This window comes from Vibrio sp. MMH1-50, assembly GCF_022347645.1.
GTDB classification, from domain to species: Bacteria; Pseudomonadota; Gammaproteobacteria; order Enterobacterales; family Vibrionaceae; genus Vibrio; species Vibrio harveyi.
In genome coordinates this window covers 32,231-48,871 of record NZ_JAKRGG010000019.1, presented here as the reverse complement: position 1 = coordinate 48,871, position 16,641 = coordinate 32,231, and the positions used below count along the sequence as shown (strand labels likewise).

Here is a 16,641-nt window from a genome sequence, read left to right as displayed (position 1 = left end):
GAAAATTTGTGAATTCTGGTTTTAACCGTTTCGGGCGTTTCTGCGCGTGGACTTTAGTGACGTTATTGGTGCTTTTAGCCATCTTAGTAACCACACTACGCGTAGCATTGCCACAACTTAACCACTTCCAAGATGAGATCAAAACCTGGGTCAAGCAAGGCACAGGTTTTGACTTTTCTATTGCCAGCGTTGCTGGCTCTTGGCGTAATAGCCATCCCTCTATCGCACTGCAAGGCTTAGAAGCGAATCTGCCGAATAACCAAGACGCGCGCTTTGCCGTGGATGAAATTCATATTGAATTCGACTTGATTCAATCTCTCCTAAAGTTTAAGCCTGTGGTCGCAGATCTCACCATTGATGACTTGGCATTAGACATTCGTACCGTTGATTTGTTGTCTAAATCAGAAAATAACGACCCAGCAGCGAATGTCAGCCAAAGTGAATCAAAGCTGATTGATCAGTTGGACTCCTTGTTACTGCGTCAGTTTGAAGATTTCACGATTACCGACTCACGTATTTGGTACAAGTCAGTGTCTGGTGAAACACGCCGCTTGGACATCGAGCAATTACGTTGGAGCAACCAAGGTAAGCATCACTTAGCGGAAGGCACAGTGAGCATTGCGGACGCAAGTCTCAACTCATTGTTAGTGCGTGCTAACTTCAAAGATTATGGTTCGCTGCGTGATATCTCAGGTGAATTTTACGTAAGTGCAAAAGATGTGTCTGTGACGCCTTGGCTAACCACTTACATGCAAGATGAGTCTGGCGTTGAGTCAGGCAAAGTGAGTCTCAACACTTGGTTGACGTTGCAACACAGCCAACCAAGTTACGCTTATGTCGATCTGCAACCCTCTGAGTTAGTGTGGAATGAGAAAGGGCGTCATGAACTGCTGCTGGAGTCTGGTATTTTCAAGCTTTCACCAGATAAAGAAGGCTGGAAAGTAAATGGTCACTCACTGCAAATTCGCACCGATGACCGACCATGGCCTGAGCTGGATGTTGCCTTTGATTGGCAACCAGATGGCTGGCTACTCAACTTATCCCAATTAGACATTGAAGCGTTAACCCCGCTCGTTAAGCTAGCACCTAAATCAGAATCCACTACGGATTTGCTAGATAAACTAGCGCCGAAAGGACGAGTGGAAGACATTCGCCTGTCGATGAATGGTGGTTTAGACACGCTACGTTACTCAGCCGAACTGGATGAATTGGGTTTAACGCAGTGGGAGCTGCTGCCTGGCTTTAGTCATGTGCAAGGCAAAGTCTCGGGTAACCTAGAACAAGCAAAAGCGAAAGTGACGGTTATCGATGATGTCTTCCCATATGGGGACGTATTCCAAGCGCCTTTAAACATCAAACAGGGTGAAGTCGACATCGTTTGGCAGCAAGATGAAGATGGTTGGCGTTTGTGGTCTGATAAAGTGACTGCGGCGACACCCGATCTGCAAGTGCTGGGTGCGTTCCGTCTCGATTTCCCGAAAGAGCAAAGCCCATTTCTGTCGTTTTATGCAGAAGCTGATCTCTACAACGCTGGTGAAACGTGGCGTTACCTTCCAACTCTAGCACTTGGGCAAGATTTGACAGACTACCTATCTACTGCGATTCAGGGTGGTAAGGTCAATACTGCGAAGCTGCTTTGGTATGGCGAGCTAGGTGACTTCCCGTATAAAGAGCATAACGGCATGTTCCAAGCATGGGTTGGATTGAAGAATGCGAAGTTCAGCTTTGATACTGCTTGGCCAACCATTACAGATTTACAACTCGATTTGTTGTTTGAAAACGATGCCATGTACTTGGATTCGAAGTCTGCCACGTTAAATGGCGTGAAAGCGAAGCGAATCACAGGTCGTATTCCCGAGCTTGCAGAAGGTGGCCATATCGAGATCGAAGCGAAAGCAAGCGCACCGGGTAATGAAGTTCGTGACTACATGATGGCAACGCCACTGGTTGACTCTGTGGGGGCTGCGTTGACCGCACTGCAAGTTAGTGGTCCTGTTTATTCAGAATTCCAACTCAATATCCCATTTGATACCGAGAAAGATGCTCGCGCATGGGGTTATGCGGATCTTAAGAACAACCGCGTAGATATTGATGCGCCGCCGATGACGTTAGAGAACGCGACTGGCCGTATCAAGTTCGATAACGATGTAGTGACTACTTCTGGTCTATCTGCTGAATTATTGATGCAGCCAATCTCACTGGACTTTCGTGGTGAGAACGCCGAGCAAGGCTACAATGTGACCATCAATACCCTTGGTGATTGGGAGGTAGACCCACTCAAACCTTACCTTGGCGAGCGTTGGTTAAGCCTTGTTTCAGGTCATGCACCATGGCAAATGGACATCGATCTACAACTCAACGATGTGGGTTTTACCTATCAAGTGGATGTGCTTGCTCAGCTAAGTCAGTTAGCAAGTGAATATCCGTACCCGCTTGGGAAAAAACGGGGCGAAAAAGGGCAAGCGAAGCTCCAAGCTTCTGGAAACCAAGAAAGTGTTTCGGCTCGTTTGCAGATCCCAAATGCGAAGTACCAAACGGAAATCGACATTTCAGGCGATGTCCCAGTATTGACCGCAACAAATCTCGTTGTGGGGAACGGCGGTTTCAAAATCAGCCCTGTGGTAGGACACGACGCCTCAATTCGTTTGGATGATTTGAGCCTCGATAAGTGGGCGGATTTAATGCACGTTCCACAAAGTACCACACAGTCTGTTTTGTCGAGCATGAAAACACCGACTGTTCCACTTCCAACGCGTATTAGCATGGATGTGAAGAATTTGGAGCTTGGTGGTATCGAGTTTCACGATGTGGATTTGAATGCACGTAAGAAGAATCTAAGCTGGCAGCTCGATGTTGATAGTCAAGAAGTGAAAGGTAAAGCCAATTACCTCAAACCGTATGATTTGTCCGTCTCATTGGAGCATTTACACCTGTATATTCCAGGTTTTGATGAGATGACGAAAGAGCGCAGTTCTCTGTTCGCTAGTGAAGATCAGAGCGCACCACTAATCTCAAACTTTGACCGCAAGTTCCATGCAGAAATGCCAAACTTAACTTTGAACATTGATGATTTCTGGTTGCAAGGTTACAAGGTCGGCAAGGTAAACGTGGATGTCGAGCGTGGCAATAATCGACTTGAATGGAAGAACGTAACTTTCAGTAGTGGTCAAAACCGTATTGATATGAGCGGTTGGTGGGAGCTAACCAAAGAGCGAAGTCATTCAAACCTATCCATGAAAGTTAAGGGTGATAACAACAGTGATTTGATGGAGCGCTTTGGGATAACCTCTGGCATCCAACAAGCGCCGTTTGAAATCAATGCCAACCTAGACTGGGATGGCGCGCCGTGGTCGATGAAGACTCAAAGTTTGCAAGGTGACGTCTCTACCGAATTTGGTAAAGGCGTGATCACCGAAGTGAGTGGCGCGGCGCGATTGCTCGGTCTGTTTAGTCTTGATTCGATCATTCGTAAGATGCAGCTCGACTTTACTGACGTGTTCGACAAAGGGATGGCATTCAACTCAATTACGGGTACAGGCCAAATCCAAGATGGTGTATTTATCACCAACGATATTGTGATGGATGCACTGGCCGGTGAAATGAAGATTCGTGGCATCGCCGATATGAACACCCGCTTGGTGGATGCGGAAGTGAACTTTACTCCGGACATTACTTCAGGTTTGCCTATGCTGACTGCCTTTGCTGTAGCGCCTCAAACGGCGTTGTACGTACTGGCGATTTCGACGGTTATTTCTCCAGTAGTGGAAGTCTTCACGCAAGTAAACTACGAAGTGAAAGGTCCTCTGGATTCACCTACTGTAAAAGAGATTTCACGAAGCAAAGGTGAATACAAGTTGCCAGAAAAACTGCGTGAGCAAGCGAAGTAATTGCGCGGTTAGTCTTCCGACGAACAAGGAATTGAATACATGGAACGTGTTGGCATCATCCAAATGACATCAGGTCCAGATATCGAGGAGAATCTGGACCTCATTGCCAAGCAATGCGCATTGGCTGCTGAGCAAAGTGTGAAGCTGGTTGTGACACCAGAAAACGCTACGCAGTTTGCCAATCGAGAGGCGTATCACCAGAACGCAGAAACTTTGGGTAACGGTCCTATTCAGCAGTGTTTATCTGAGATCGCACAACGCAATCAATTAACGCTAATAGTCGGAAGCATGCCGATTCGCACTGAACAAGGCGTGACTACCACGACATTGGTTTTCTCACCGCAAGGCGAGCGTATTGCTTATTACGATAAGCTGCACATGTTTGACGTGGATGTAGCCGATGGGTATGGCAGCTATCGTGAGTCGGATACCTTTAGTGCAGGTAATCGCATCGTGACGGCAGAGACCAATATTGGTACGGTAGGCTTAAGTATTTGCTACGACGTACGCTTTCCTGAACTGTTTAAAGCACTACGCTTAGCAGGAGCACAAGTTATCGTTGTGCCCGCTGCGTTTACCGCCGTCACGGGAGAGGCGCATTGGGAAGTACTGCTAAGAGCGCGTGCGATTGAAACCCAGTGCTGGATTCTTGCCTGCGGGCAAACGGGGACGCATCCTTGTGGTCGTCAAACCTGGGGGCACTCCATGGTGATTGACCCTTGGGGGCGCGTTCACCAACAATTGAATGACCAAGTAGGACTGCTGGTGGCAGAGATAGATTTGTCACACAACCAGCAAGTAAGGCAGAATATGCCGCTGACTCAACACAGTCGCTTTCAAAATGAATTGAAACGGAAATAAAAGAGCTAACTATGAGCATAAACCAAATAGAACAGGCACTCCTTGCCCCAAACGGTCTGACAGAGCAAGACATCGCTGACACACTAGCGAGCATTGCGACGCGCCAGATCGATTATGCGGACATTTACTTTCAGTCCAGCTGGCATGAGTCTCTGGTTCTAGAAGACAGCATCATTAAAGATGGCTCTTTCAATATTGACTGTGGTGTCGGAGTACGAGCAGTCACAGGCGAGAAAACCGGTTTCGCCTACTCAGACCAAATTCAACTAGAAGGTTTGAAGCAAAGTGCGATTGCAGCGCGTGGTATTGCGCAGCAAGGTCAAAACGGCAAAGTGCACGCATTCAAGCGTTCTGATAACCAAGCTTACTACGATGCGGTAAACCCACTAGCAAGCTGGGAAAAGCAACAAAAAACTGAACTGTTATTGTCTCTGGATGCGTACATTCGTACCAAAGAGCCACTCATCAAAGAAGTGTCGATAAGCATCAGCGGTGTGCACGAGCAAATGCTAGTTGCAGCAACCGACGGTACTTACGCTGGCGATATTCGCCCGCTTGTTCGTCTATCAATCAGTGTTCTTGCTGAAAAAGGCGATCGCCGTGAACGCGGTAGCGCTGGTGGTGGTGGTCGTTTCGGTTACGACTTCTTCCTATCTGAAACGAACGGCGTGAAACAAGCCTTCCAATTCGCAGATGAAGCGATTCGTATGGCGCTAGTGAACTTAGAAGCAGAAGCAGCACCTGCAGGCATGATGCCTGTGGTACTTGGTTCTGGCTGGCCGGGCGTATTGCTGCACGAAGCGGTAGGTCACGGTTTAGAAGGTGATTTCAACCGCAAAGAGTCGTCAGTGTTCTCGGGCAAGATGGGTGAGCAAGTGACATCTCCGCTTTGTACGATCGTGGATGATGGCACGCTAAAAGATCTGCGCGGTTCATTGAACGTGGATGATGAAGGTGTGAACGGTCAATACAACACACTTATCGAAAATGGTGTGCTTAAGGGCTACATGCAAGATAAGTTGAACGCACGCCTAATGGGTGTGAATCCTACAGGTAACGGCCGTCGTGAGTCTTACGCGCATCTACCAATGCCACGTATGACCAACACTTACATGCTGCCGGGTGAGCACACGCCAGAAGAGATCATCTCTACAGTGAAGAAAGGTCTGTACGCACCAAACTTCGGGGGCGGTCAGGTGGACATCACTTCTGGTAAGTTCGTGTTCTCTGCATCGGAAGCGTACTTGATTGAAGATGGCAAAATCACTCGCCCAGTGAAAGGCGCAACGTTGATAGGCTCAGGCATCGAAGCAATGCAACAAGTTTCTATGGTGGGTAACGACCTAAGCATCGACAGAGGCGTTGGCGTATGTGGTAAGGCGGGTCAAAGCGTACCAGTTGGCGTTGGTCAACCAACATTGAAGCTCGATTCAATCACCGTGGGTGGTACTGAGTAAGCATTAACTACCAATTAGCTATGACGTTAAAGATCGTCATTCCTTACCGCGACGAAGGAGCGATGATAGGGAATCTCGACTTTTAGCCTAGAGCATCAAACGTTAAGCTATTAAAGAATAAAAGAGCGCCCATTGAGCGCTCTTTTGTTTTAGGGGGAGATGATTCGCTACAGATTCTCTTCCGCAAACTCTGCCAAGCGACTGCGCACCACACCATTGAGGTGAATATTGGCGCTGCCTTCAAAGTTCTTGAAGCGTTCTACCATATACGTCAAACCAGACGTCACTGGGGTTAGGTAGTGGGAGTCAATCTGTGCCAAGTTACCCGAGCACACAATCTTAGTGCCTTCACCACAACGGGTGATGATGGTTTTGATTTGTGAAGCGGTTAAGTTCTGACACTCATCGAGCAATACAAACGCATTCTGGATAGAGCGACCACGCATAAAGTTAATCGATTTAAACTGAATGTTGGCTTTATCGCAGATGTACTTCATCGAACCTTCGGTGCAATGGTCGTTCTTGTGCAGCGCTTCCAAGGTATCGGTCACTGCGGCTAACCACGGCATCATTTTCTCTTCTTCCGAGCCCGGTAAGAAACCAATCGACTCACCAATATCTGGCGTGTTCCGCGTTACGATAATCTTATCAAACATGCCTTTTTCAATGGTTTGCTCTAGTGCCGCTGCCATTGCAAGGAGCGTTTTACCACTACCGGCAGCGCCGGTCAGAATCACCAAATCAATATCAGGATCAAGCAAGGCATCCATCGCCATGCCTTGATAGATATTTTTCGGTGTAATGTCCCAAGCGCGACGATGCATCATGCGCTCACGACTCAGGTCGAGCAGCGTAACCTTATCCTCATTAATGGTTTCTACTCGACCTACAAAATCACTCTCTTCATCAATCACGTATTGGTTGATAAAGGTCGGCTCGAACGGTTCGCGATTGAGTTTATGGAACGTTTTTCCACCCAGCGCGTAACTCTCAACTTCATCCACATCACTCCAAAAATCACCTTCACGTTGTTGGAAGCCTTTGGTGAGATATTGGATATCATCAATCAGTTGATCCGTACGATAGTCTTCAACGAAACGTACGCCAGCGCCTTTGGCTCGCAAACGCATGTTGATGTCTTTGGTTACGAGCACGACTTCACGTGGTGCGCGTTTGTTTTGCAGATAAAGCACCGCATTGAGTATGCGGTTGTCACCGGCTTTGTCGGCGAAGGCTTTGACGGTTTCCTGCAATTCGAAGTCCGCCAAAATAGAGATGGTGCCTTGGCTTGGGTTGTCTTTAGAAACTGGAATACCTTCTGAGATTTCATCGGGTGTTGCGTCTTTAAACAGATCTTCCAAAGCGCGAATCGCAACGCGTGCATCCCTTGCTACATCACGTTTACTGTCTTTGATTCGGTCGAGTTCTTCCAACACGGTCATTGGGATGACGACATCGTGTTCTTGGAAAGAGAAGATGGCGAAGGGTTCATGAAGAAGAATGTTGGTATCGAGTACAAACAGTTTCCGATCGGTATCGCCCATAGCGTCTCCTTGCCGCAGCGCGGCTTTGCTGGCTAGTAGCTAAGAAGGAACAGTCTTCCTAACTCTGATTGCTTGCAATAGAGGTTGTCGGGCAATGTCGGTTAGTGCGCAACCGAGTAGCAAGACAACTTACTGCAAACCCGTGTTGATCCTAATCGTGTACTTAATGCGCTCAAATCATGCTTGATGACTCTAAGCGCCCCTCACTAGAAGTATACGTAAAATTTACTTCTTACAACTTAATAATTGTCATGAGTTTTTTACAATTTGATTGCATTCCTAATTCAGGAAAAAAAGTTGCCCCTCTGGGCGGTTTCGGCGTGACCTAAATCACAGCTTCAAGTAAGATTAGCGACCTTTTTCTGCGTATAGGCTACGCCCGATTTATCATGTTCAGCTGGCTTAAAAATGCACAGCACAAAGTGGCATGACAAGCACGATTGGCATAGCAGAAGCCAGAATCAGATCTAAACTATTATCCATGCCCATCGGGATGGGTAGAGACCAACAAGAAACAACAACGAGGTAGTCAATTCATGACATTTGCTTTGGGGCAGCGCTGGATTAGCGATACGGAAAGCGATTTAGGTTTAGGTACCGTAGTAGCAATGGATGCTCGTACTGTGACATTGATGTTTGCAGCATCAGAGGAAAACCGAGTTTACGCACGTAACGATGCACCAGTTACCCGAGTAACGTTCAACGTCGGTGATGTCATCGATTGCCAAGAAGGTTGGTCATTAAAAGTTGAAGAAGTACTGGAAGATGAAGGTCTATACACCTATTTCGGTACTCGTGAAGACACGCAAGAAACGGCGATCGTGTTGCGTGAAATCTTCCTAAGCAACCACATTCGTTTTAACAAACCGCAAGACAAGTTGTACGCAGGTCAAATCGACCGCATGGACAACTTCGTACTTCGCTACCGTGCGCTACAAAACCAATTTGAGCAACACAAGAGCCCAATGCGTGGTCTGTGTGGCATGCGTGCAGGCTTGATCCCTCATCAGCTTTACATCGCACATGAAGTGGGTCGTCGTCACGCGCCTCGCGTATTGTTAGCGGATGAAGTTGGTCTGGGTAAAACCATCGAAGCGGGCATGATCATCCACCAGCAAGTGCTGTCCGGTCGTGCTGAACGTATCCTTATCGTGGTGCCAGAGACACTGCAACACCAGTGGCTCGTTGAGATGATGCGTCGTTTCAACCTGCACTTCTCTATCTTCGATGAAGAGCGTTGTATTGAAGCGTTCGCAGAAGCGGAAAACCCATTTGATACGCAGCAATATGTGCTGTGTTCACTGGATTTCCTACGTAAGAGCCGCAAGCGTTTTGAGCAAGCGCTAGAAGGTGAGTGGGATCTATTGGTTGTCGATGAAGCGCACCACCTAGAGTGGAGCCAAGACAAACCAAGCCGCGAATACCAAGTGGTAGAGGGTTTAGCAGAACGCACTGCGGGTGTGTTACTGCTTACCGCAACACCAGAGCAGCTAGGTCGTGAGAGTCACTTCGCTCGTCTACGTCTGCTAGACCCAGATCGATTCTACGATTACGACGCATTCGTTGAGGAAGAAGAGCAATACGCACCTGTTGCGGATGCTATTACTTCGCTGTTCTCTGGTGAGAAACTGCCTGACGAAGCGAAAAACCAAATTACAGAACTGCTTTCTGAACAAGACGTTGAGCCGCTATTCCGCATTATCGAAAGCGACAGTGATGAAGAAGCGAAAGCGTCAGCGCGCCAAGAGCTGATCGACAACCTGATGGACCGTCACGGTACAGGTCGCGTTCTGTTCCGTAACACGCGTGCAGCGATCAAAGGCTTCCCGAAGCGTAACGTGCATCTAATGCCAATGGACATTCCACAGCAGTACACCACGTCAATGCGTGTATCAGGCATGATCGGCGGCAAGATGACACCGGAAGCGCGCGCGGTGAAGAACCTTTATCCAGAAGAAATCTTCCAAGAATTTGAAGGTGAAGATTCAAGCTGGTGGCAATTTGACTCACGTGTGAACTGGCTGCTCGAGAAAGTAAAAGAGAAGCGCAGCGACAAAGTGCTGGTTATCGCTTCTCGTGCAAGTACAGCGCTGCAACTTGAGCAGGCACTGCGTGAGCGTGAAGGTATTCGTGCAACCGTATTCCACGAAGGTATGTCGATTCTTGAGCGTGACAAAGCGGCTGCTTACTTTGCGCAAGAAGAGGGTGGCGCGCAGGTTCTCATCTGTAGCGAAATCGGCTCAGAAGGTCGTAACTTCCAGTTTGCTAACCAGCTTGTGATGTTCGATTTACCGTTCAACCCAGATTTGCTAGAGCAACGTATTGGTCGTTTGGACCGTATCGGTCAGAAGCGTGATATCGACATTCATGTACCTTACCTAAAAGGCACATCACAAGCGATCCTTGCGCGTTGGTTCGATGAAGGTCTAAATGCGTTTGCTGAAACCTGTCCAACAGGTCGCGCGGTTTACGATAAGTACTCTGATGCGCTGATTGAAATGCTGGCGTCTGGTGATGTTTCAAACCTTGATGAAGTGATTGAAGAATCAGCGAAAATGAACAAAGAGCTGAAATCACAACTTGAGCAAGGTCGTGACCGTCTGTTAGAGATGCACTCAAACGGCGGCGAGAAAGCGCAGCAGATTGTTGAGAAAATCTCATCGACAGATGGTGATACAAACCTAGTAACGTTCGCATTGTCTCTGTTCGACACCATTGGCTTGAACCAAGACGACAAAGGCGAGAACGCACTTGTGGTAACGCCATCTGAGCACATGATGGTGCCAAGCTACCCAGGCTTGCCATACGAAGGTGCGACTATCACATTTGACCGTGATACAGCGCTATCTCGTGAAGACATGCACTTCATCAGTTGGGAACACCCAATGATTCAAGGTGGTATTGATCTGCTGATGAGCGAAGGTGTGGGTACCTCTGCGGTTTCTCTGCTGAAGAACAAAGCGCTACCAGTGGGCACTATCTTACTTGAGTTGGTTTACGCGGTGGATGCACAAGCACCAAAACGCAGCGGCATTACTCGCTTCCTACCGAAGACGCCAATTCGTATGATGATGGATGCTCGTGGTAACGATCTGTCTTCTCAGGTTGAGTTTGAAGGCTTCAACCGTCAGCTTAGCCCGGTAAACCGTCACCTAGGCAGCAAGCTAGTGACATCAGTACAGAAAGATATTCACAGCCTAATCGAAGCGGGAGACGCATTGGTTGAGCAGAAAGTGGAAGAAGTTCGCAAGCAAGCGCATCAAGACATGCAACAAAGCTTGAATTCCGAGCTTGAGCGTCTACAAGCACTGAAAGCGGTTAACCCGAACATCCGTGATGAAGAAATTGAATCGATTGAAGAACAAATCAAAGAGCTAACAGGTTACATCAACCAAGCTCAGGTTCAGTTAGATTCGCTACGTCTGATTGTGGTCAGCCATAACTAATCAGCGTTCAAACACACGAAAAAAGGTCTTCAATTGAAGACCTTTTTCTTTATCTGAGCTTGGTTTATCTCAGCGGTTCGGTTAATCGCTCGTAGCTAATTACATTAGCCACTTCCACCAAATAAACAGCGCTAAGAAGCCGAATAAGTAAATCAAGCCAGCAATCGACAACCACTTCAATTTACGACCCAGCGCTAATGGCTCAGGTAAGTCGGTTTTGCTCACTAAAATGTAGTTCAGTAGCGCAAAGAACGGTGTCGTCATAAACGCCAGTACCATGGCAAAGTTCAGCATTGGTAGCAGTGCTGACGCCCAGAACACCACAATACCTAATGCCAAGACCGATACCATTAGCATGATCGCTGACGTGGCTTTTGGGTTAGTCTCTGGTTGTGAGCGCAGTAGACGTTGAGAGTCTGAAATCACACGAGAGTATCCATCAATTACCGTAATTGTACTGCCGAAGATGCAGAAGAACGCAATCACCGCAATTAGGTAGCGTGACCACTCACCAATAGTCGCAGCGTACAAGCCAACAAGCTGGTGGGAGAAGCCAACACCGGAGCTTTTAAGCTCGATGCCTGAGCCGTGCAACATCAACGCACCTAAGGATACAAATACCAACGCCAATACTGCTGTACCAATGTAGCCGACGTTAAAATCAAACAACGCAGATTTGGCGGTGACTTCTTGTTGGCTGGTTTGGCGCTTTAGCCACGCAGACGTTAAACAAGAGATCTCGATTGGAGCAGGCATCCAGCCCATGGTCACGACGATAAAGCCGATTGCTGCAATTGACCACGGAGAAGGAGATTCAAAGTTCGCAACAGGCTCTACCGGATTACCAAACGCAATCGCTACTGCTAGTAATGTCGCAATGGTCAGTACTGTCATGATGACTTTTGAGAGCGTATCCAGCGCTTTGTAATGACCAGCAAATAGGATCACCAAGCACGTGACCAATACAATGATGCTGAGTGACGCCATCGACAATGAAAATGGAATGAAGTAACCCAACAAGCTCGCACTGAACATCAGAAGGGCTGCTGTATTGATCACCGCAGATACGGAGCTGAGAAACAAGAACAACCACAAGTATGGACGACCAAGCTTAGCGTAGCCTTCAACCAAGGTTTTGCCTGTACCCATGGTGTACTGCACGCCTGCTCGGAAAAATGGGTATTTAAAAAGGTTTACCAGCAGGATAAGCACGGCGAGTTGCCAGCCATAAATGGCACCAGCTTTTGTTGAAGCAACGAGGTGAGAGCCGCCTACTGCGGCAGAAGCCATGAGAATGCCGGGACCCAACGAGCGTACAAATTGGGAGATTTTGGATTGGGGTTGATCTGGTACTGCAGATTCCATTTGTTATTGTCCTTGTTCATCAACGATAAACTATAAGTAACATGCCCAGTATGGTTGTCAATTTAATTTTACAACTTGTTTTGTTTTTATTTTTATTGGTAATTTGACTTGTTAACTTTCGTTATTTCAAAAAGTTATATCGACCCTTATTGGTGAAAAAATTAAACGTGTTTTGTGCATGCATCTTGAGGGCTCTTGGGTATAATCAGCGCGTTTTTATTCTGTAGAGATCCTGCCCATGGCAATGCTTGAGTACAATCCACCAACCGACCCTTGGATTGATGTCGTTTTTGAAGATGAGCAAATTTTGGCGGTAAACAAGCCATCTGGTTTGCTCTCTGTGCCGGGGCGTCTCGCTGAGCACTATGACAGTATGTGGAGTCGACTCACTGAGCAGTATCCAGATATTCAAGTCGTGCATCGCTTGGATATGTGCACTTCCGGTTTGATGGTACTGGCGAAGAACAAACGTGCAGAAAGCGCGTTAAAGAAACAGTTTCAATACCGATTGACGCATAAGATTTACTACGCGCGCGTTTGGGGGCATATAGAGCAAGAAGAGGGTGAGATTGACCTGCCGCTGATTTGTGATTGGCCTAATCGTCCGTTGCAGAAAGTGTGTTTTGAAGATGGCAAACCTTCTAAGACGCTTTTCCAAGTAGCGAAGCGAGAAGAGCATCCTGATGGTTCAAAGACGACGATTGTACGTTTGTTGCCGATCACTGGTCGCTCACACCAATTGCGTGTCCACATGCAAGCATTAGGTCACCCGATTGTGGGGGATGAATTTTACGCAACTGAAGAAGCAAAAGCTTTCTCCAAGCGCCTAGAACTGCACGCCGCTGAGTTGAGCTTTTACCATCCGAAATGCCATTGGCTGCGCAGCATTTTTGTTCCTTGTGATTTTTACCCGGAAGCGGAAGCGATGATCTTTGACTATTTCGACCCAGCGCGTAAATTACCAGATTACAAAACACTGCCACGTCCATAAATTCACCTTTAGGCAGTGAACAAGGAGTTGTTATGTCACTGCCTAAAGTGGTCTTCCTCGACCGCGCGACTATTCCCGTTCAAATTCAAGTTCCTCGTCCAAGCTTTGCCCATGATTGGGTGGAATACGATCTGACTTCTTCTGAGCAAGTTGTTGAACGCCTTTCTGATGCAGATATCGTGATCAGCAACAAAGTGATGCTCGACCAAACCGTTCTCTCTCAACTTCCCAACCTCAAGATGATTGCTGTCGCGGCTACGGGTTTTAATAATGTCGATGTTGATTATTGCGCTGAGCACAATGTTGCGGTCGCCAACGTGCGTGGCTATGCGACTCGCTCGGTGCCTGAACACGTCATTGCGATGCTTTTTGCCTTGCGCCGCAACTTGTTTGGTTATCATCAAGACATTGCCGCAGGCGAGTGGCAACGTAATAAACAGTTTTGTTTCTTTACGCATCCAATTGGGGACGTTGCAGGTAGCACTTTGGGGGTGGTTGGCAGCGGCGCATTAGGTCTGGCGACGGCACAATTAGCGAAAGCGTTAGGTATGAACGTGGTGTTTGCGGAGCGCAAAGGCGTAACCGAGTGCCGAGAAGGCTATGTCTCTTTTACTGAAATGCTAAATCAAGCGGACGCCATCACTCTGCATTGTCCATTGAATGATGAAACACGTAATTTGATTGGCGAAGCGGAACTTAAGCAGATGAAGCCAACATCAATTTTGATTAATACCGGACGTGGTGGCTTGGTAGATGAGCAAGCCTTAGTGGATAGCTTAAAACAAGGTGAGATTGTTGGTGCAGGGTTTGATGTCTTTACCCAAGAGCCCGCCGATGAGAGTAATCCGTTGGTTGCCAATATGCACTTACCCAATCTATTGTTAACGCCACACCTCGCTTGGGGCAGTGACTCATCGATTCAGCGTTTGGCTGAGATCTTGATTGAGAATATTAACGCCTTTGAGCGTGGTGAAAGCCTCAATCGCTTGGCGTAATACCTGAAAATAGGCATGAAAAAAGCAGACTCACAGGTCTGCTTTTTACTTTCTTAAGCGTTGAATTACATTTCTTCTTCAAATGCTTTCAGAATTTGGAAGATTTCACGGTAAGATTTTGCTGGTTTACCGGCTTTCTTCTCTTTTGCTGCTTGGCGAGCAAGTTGGCGTAGACGTTGACGATCCGCTTCTGGGTACAATTCCATTACGTCATCAATCGCTTTATCGCCTTCTTCCACAACGCGGTCACGCAGCGCTTCTAGCTTGTGCAGAGCAGCTGTCGCTTGTGAGTGCTTGTTGCGGATTTTATCCAGTGCCGCTTGAATTGGTTCTGGATCTTCGTAGCGCATTAGCTTACCAATGCGTTGTAGCTGACGACGACGTGCTTCGTTTTTAAAGCGTTGTGCATCAGCAACCGCTTCGCGCAGTTCTTCGCTCAATGGAAACTTTTCTAGAACCGCCGGCTTAAGACCAACTAGCTCTTCACCAAGCTTTTGCAGCTCTTCCATGTCTCGCTTCATCTCGGATTTACTAACCCAGATGATCTCTTCTTCTGGTTCCCATGGCGCTTTTTGATTCTTACGTGCCATTTCAGTTGCCTGTGTTTTGATTAATATTATGACTATTTTAACAAGAATCGTGGGGAGAAAGCGAAATTCTTGTTATTCTATTGTGCATCGAATACATGATGTGAAAGACAATGGATATTAAACAGCAGGTTGCTGAGCAACGTACCGAGCTAGAACAAGCCGTTTCACGTGCACTAGAAATCGCTGCGGCGAAGTCTGATGCCGCTGAAGTCGCAATCACCAAGAGTACGGGTTTGAGTGTTTCCACTCGCATGGGTGACGTGGAAAACGTTGAATTCAACAGCGATGGCGCACTAGGCATTACTGTCTACCGTGGTCAACGTAAAGGCAGTGCTTCCACATCTGACTTGAGCGAAGCTGCTATTGAGCAAACCGTTCTAGCAGCACTAGACATCGCTCAATACACATCAGAAGACCCGTTCGCAGGTCCTGCTCCAAAAGAATACATGGTGAAAGAGGTGCCAGACTTAGACCTTTTCCACCCAGATGCTCCTGATCCAGACTACGCAGCGCAGGTCGCTATCGCAGCTGAAAAAGAAGCGCTGAACTACAGCGACGCAATTAAGCAAAGCGATGGTGCGAGCTACGATAGTCACTACGGCGTTAAGGTTTACGGTAACAGCCATGGCTTGTTAGCAAGTTACGCATCAAGCCGTCATAGCACTAGCTGTTGTGTGATTGGCGTGGGTCAAAACGGCGAGATGGAACGCGATTACAGCTATACCGTTGCGCGCCATCGTGACGATCTTTGGTCACCAGAAATGGTTGGCCGCAAAGCGGCAGAGAAAACCATCAGTCGCCTTGACGCGCAAAAGCTTAAGACGGGCAAATACCCAGTGATGTTTGCTGCGGACGTAGCGACAGGCTTGATTGGTCACCTAGTGATGGCAATCAGCGGTGGTAACCTGTACCGCAAATCTTCTTTCCTATTGGATCACCTTGGTAAGCAAGTATTGCCGGAGTGGTTCAACATTTCTGAGCGTCCGCACGTACTACGTGGGTTAGCTTCAAGCCCATTCGATAGCGAAGGTGTCTACACGCAAGATCGTGAAATCATCACCGATGGTGTTTTAGCTACCTACTTGCTAACTAGCTATGCCGCTCGCAAGATGAAGATGGACCCAACGGGTCACGCTGGTGGTATCCATAACTGGTATGTGAAGTCGACAGGTCAAAATTTCGAGCAAATGCTAAAAGAGCTGGGCACAGGTTTACTGGTAACAGAAACTATGGGTCAAGGCGTAAACGTTGTAACTGGCGATTACTCTCGCGGTGCAGCGGGTTTCTGGGTTGAGAACGGTGAAATCCAATACCCAGTGTCTGAAATTACCATTGCGGGTAACTTGAAAGACATGTTCAACCAGATTATTGCTGTGGGCAGCGACGTAGAAACACGCTCGCAAATCCAAACTGGTTCTATCTTGTTGGATACCATGAAGGTTGCTGGTGAATAAGCTTGCTAACCGCTAGATACGAAAAAGCCTGATGTGTTCATCAGGCTTTTT

The 16,641-nt window shown here is 47.6% G+C and carries 10 protein-coding genes; 7 read left to right on the top strand and 3 right to left on the bottom strand.

Annotated features, from left to right (window positions below; all coding sequences use genetic code 11):
- Positions 1–8: 8 nt before the first annotated feature.
- Genes MHO32_RS14965 through tldD form a run of 3 tightly spaced genes read left to right on the top strand, consistent with a single transcriptional unit; the run spans position 9 to position 6,205 of the window.
- On the top strand, positions 9–3,887 hold the full coding sequence (locus tag MHO32_RS14965) for a YhdP family protein (RefSeq protein WP_239212772.1): 3,879 nt from the start codon (positions 9–11) through the stop codon (positions 3,885–3,887).
- Between the two features lie 39 nt (positions 3,888–3,926).
- Positions 3,927–4,748: a carbon-nitrogen hydrolase family protein gene (locus MHO32_RS14960; protein ID WP_239212762.1), complete on the top strand. Its 822-nt coding sequence runs from the start codon at positions 3,927–3,929 to the stop codon at positions 4,746–4,748.
- An 11-nt stretch (positions 4,749–4,759) separates the two neighbouring features.
- On the top strand, positions 4,760–6,205 hold the full coding sequence (gene tldD / locus MHO32_RS14955; protein WP_005444369.1) for a metalloprotease TldD: 1,446 nt from the start codon (positions 4,760–4,762) through the stop codon (positions 6,203–6,205).
- Between the two features lie 167 nt (positions 6,206–6,372).
- Here the strand turns inward: tldD and MHO32_RS14950 are convergent, their stop codons facing one another.
- A complete protein-coding gene (locus MHO32_RS14950) occupies positions 6,373–7,749 on the bottom strand; it encodes a PhoH family protein (protein WP_005444370.1) in 1,377 nt (458 codons plus the stop codon).
- 536 nt (positions 7,750–8,285) lie between these two features.
- Here MHO32_RS14950 and rapA point away from each other — a divergent pair.
- Positions 8,286–11,195, top strand: a complete 2,910-nt coding sequence (gene rapA / locus MHO32_RS14945; protein WP_239212760.1) for an RNA polymerase-associated protein RapA — start codon at positions 8,286–8,288, stop codon at positions 11,193–11,195.
- 99 nt (positions 11,196–11,294) lie between these two features.
- Here rapA and MHO32_RS14940 read toward each other — a convergent pair whose 3' ends face one another.
- Entirely contained in the window at positions 11,295–12,560 is a 1,266-nt protein-coding gene (locus MHO32_RS14940) for an NRAMP family divalent metal transporter (RefSeq protein ID WP_105067007.1), read from the bottom strand.
- 238 nt (positions 12,561–12,798) lie between these two features.
- Here MHO32_RS14940 and rluA point away from each other — a divergent pair, with 238 nt between their 5' ends.
- Both rluA and MHO32_RS14930 read left to right on the top strand, forming a co-directional pair.
- A complete protein-coding gene (rluA, locus tag MHO32_RS14935) occupies positions 12,799–13,551 on the top strand; it encodes a bifunctional tRNA pseudouridine(32) synthase/23S rRNA pseudouridine(746) synthase RluA (protein WP_239212758.1) in 753 nt (250 codons plus the stop codon).
- Positions 13,552–13,583: 32 nt separating this feature from the next.
- A complete protein-coding gene (locus MHO32_RS14930) occupies positions 13,584–14,546 on the top strand; it encodes a D-2-hydroxyacid dehydrogenase (protein ID WP_239212756.1) in 963 nt (320 codons plus the stop codon).
- A 65-nt stretch (positions 14,547–14,611) separates the two neighbouring features.
- On the opposite strand, the gene yjgA is transcribed toward MHO32_RS14930, so the two are convergent.
- Positions 14,612–15,136 (bottom strand): ribosome biogenesis factor YjgA, encoded by a 525-nt coding sequence (gene yjgA, locus MHO32_RS14925; RefSeq protein ID WP_005444375.1) that lies wholly within the window; start codon positions 15,134–15,136, stop codon positions 14,612–14,614.
- A 110-nt stretch (positions 15,137–15,246) separates the two neighbouring features.
- On the opposite strand from yjgA, the gene pmbA reads away from it, so the two are divergent.
- On the top strand, positions 15,247–16,590 hold the full coding sequence (pmbA, locus tag MHO32_RS14920; protein WP_069218935.1) for a metalloprotease PmbA: 1,344 nt from the start codon (positions 15,247–15,249) through the stop codon (positions 16,588–16,590).
- Positions 16,591–16,641 lie beyond the last annotated feature (51 nt).

Excerpts from the sequence above, each read along its gene's own strand:
- MHO32_RS14960 (WP_239212762.1), top strand. The coding sequence starts at position 3,927 with ATGGAACGTGTTGGCATCATCCAAATGACATCAGGTCCAGATATCGAG.
- tldD (WP_005444369.1), top strand. The coding sequence starts at position 4,760 with ATGAGCATAAACCAAATAGAACAGGCACTCCTTGCCCCAAACGGTCTG.
- MHO32_RS14950 (WP_005444370.1), bottom strand. The coding sequence starts at position 7,749 with ATGGGCGATACCGATCGGAAACTGTTTGTACTCGATACCAACATTCTT.
- rapA (WP_239212760.1), top strand. The coding sequence starts at position 8,286 with ATGACATTTGCTTTGGGGCAGCGCTGGATTAGCGATACGGAAAGCGAT.
- MHO32_RS14940 (WP_105067007.1), bottom strand. The coding sequence starts at position 12,560 with ATGGAATCTGCAGTACCAGATCAACCCCAATCCAAAATCTCCCAATTT.
- rluA (WP_239212758.1), top strand. The coding sequence starts at position 12,799 with ATGGCAATGCTTGAGTACAATCCACCAACCGACCCTTGGATTGATGTC.
- MHO32_RS14930 (WP_239212756.1), top strand. The coding sequence starts at position 13,584 with ATGTCACTGCCTAAAGTGGTCTTCCTCGACCGCGCGACTATTCCCGTT.
- yjgA (WP_005444375.1), bottom strand. The coding sequence starts at position 15,136 with ATGGCACGTAAGAATCAAAAAGCGCCATGGGAACCAGAAGAAGAGATC.
- pmbA (WP_069218935.1), top strand. The coding sequence starts at position 15,247 with ATGGATATTAAACAGCAGGTTGCTGAGCAACGTACCGAGCTAGAACAA.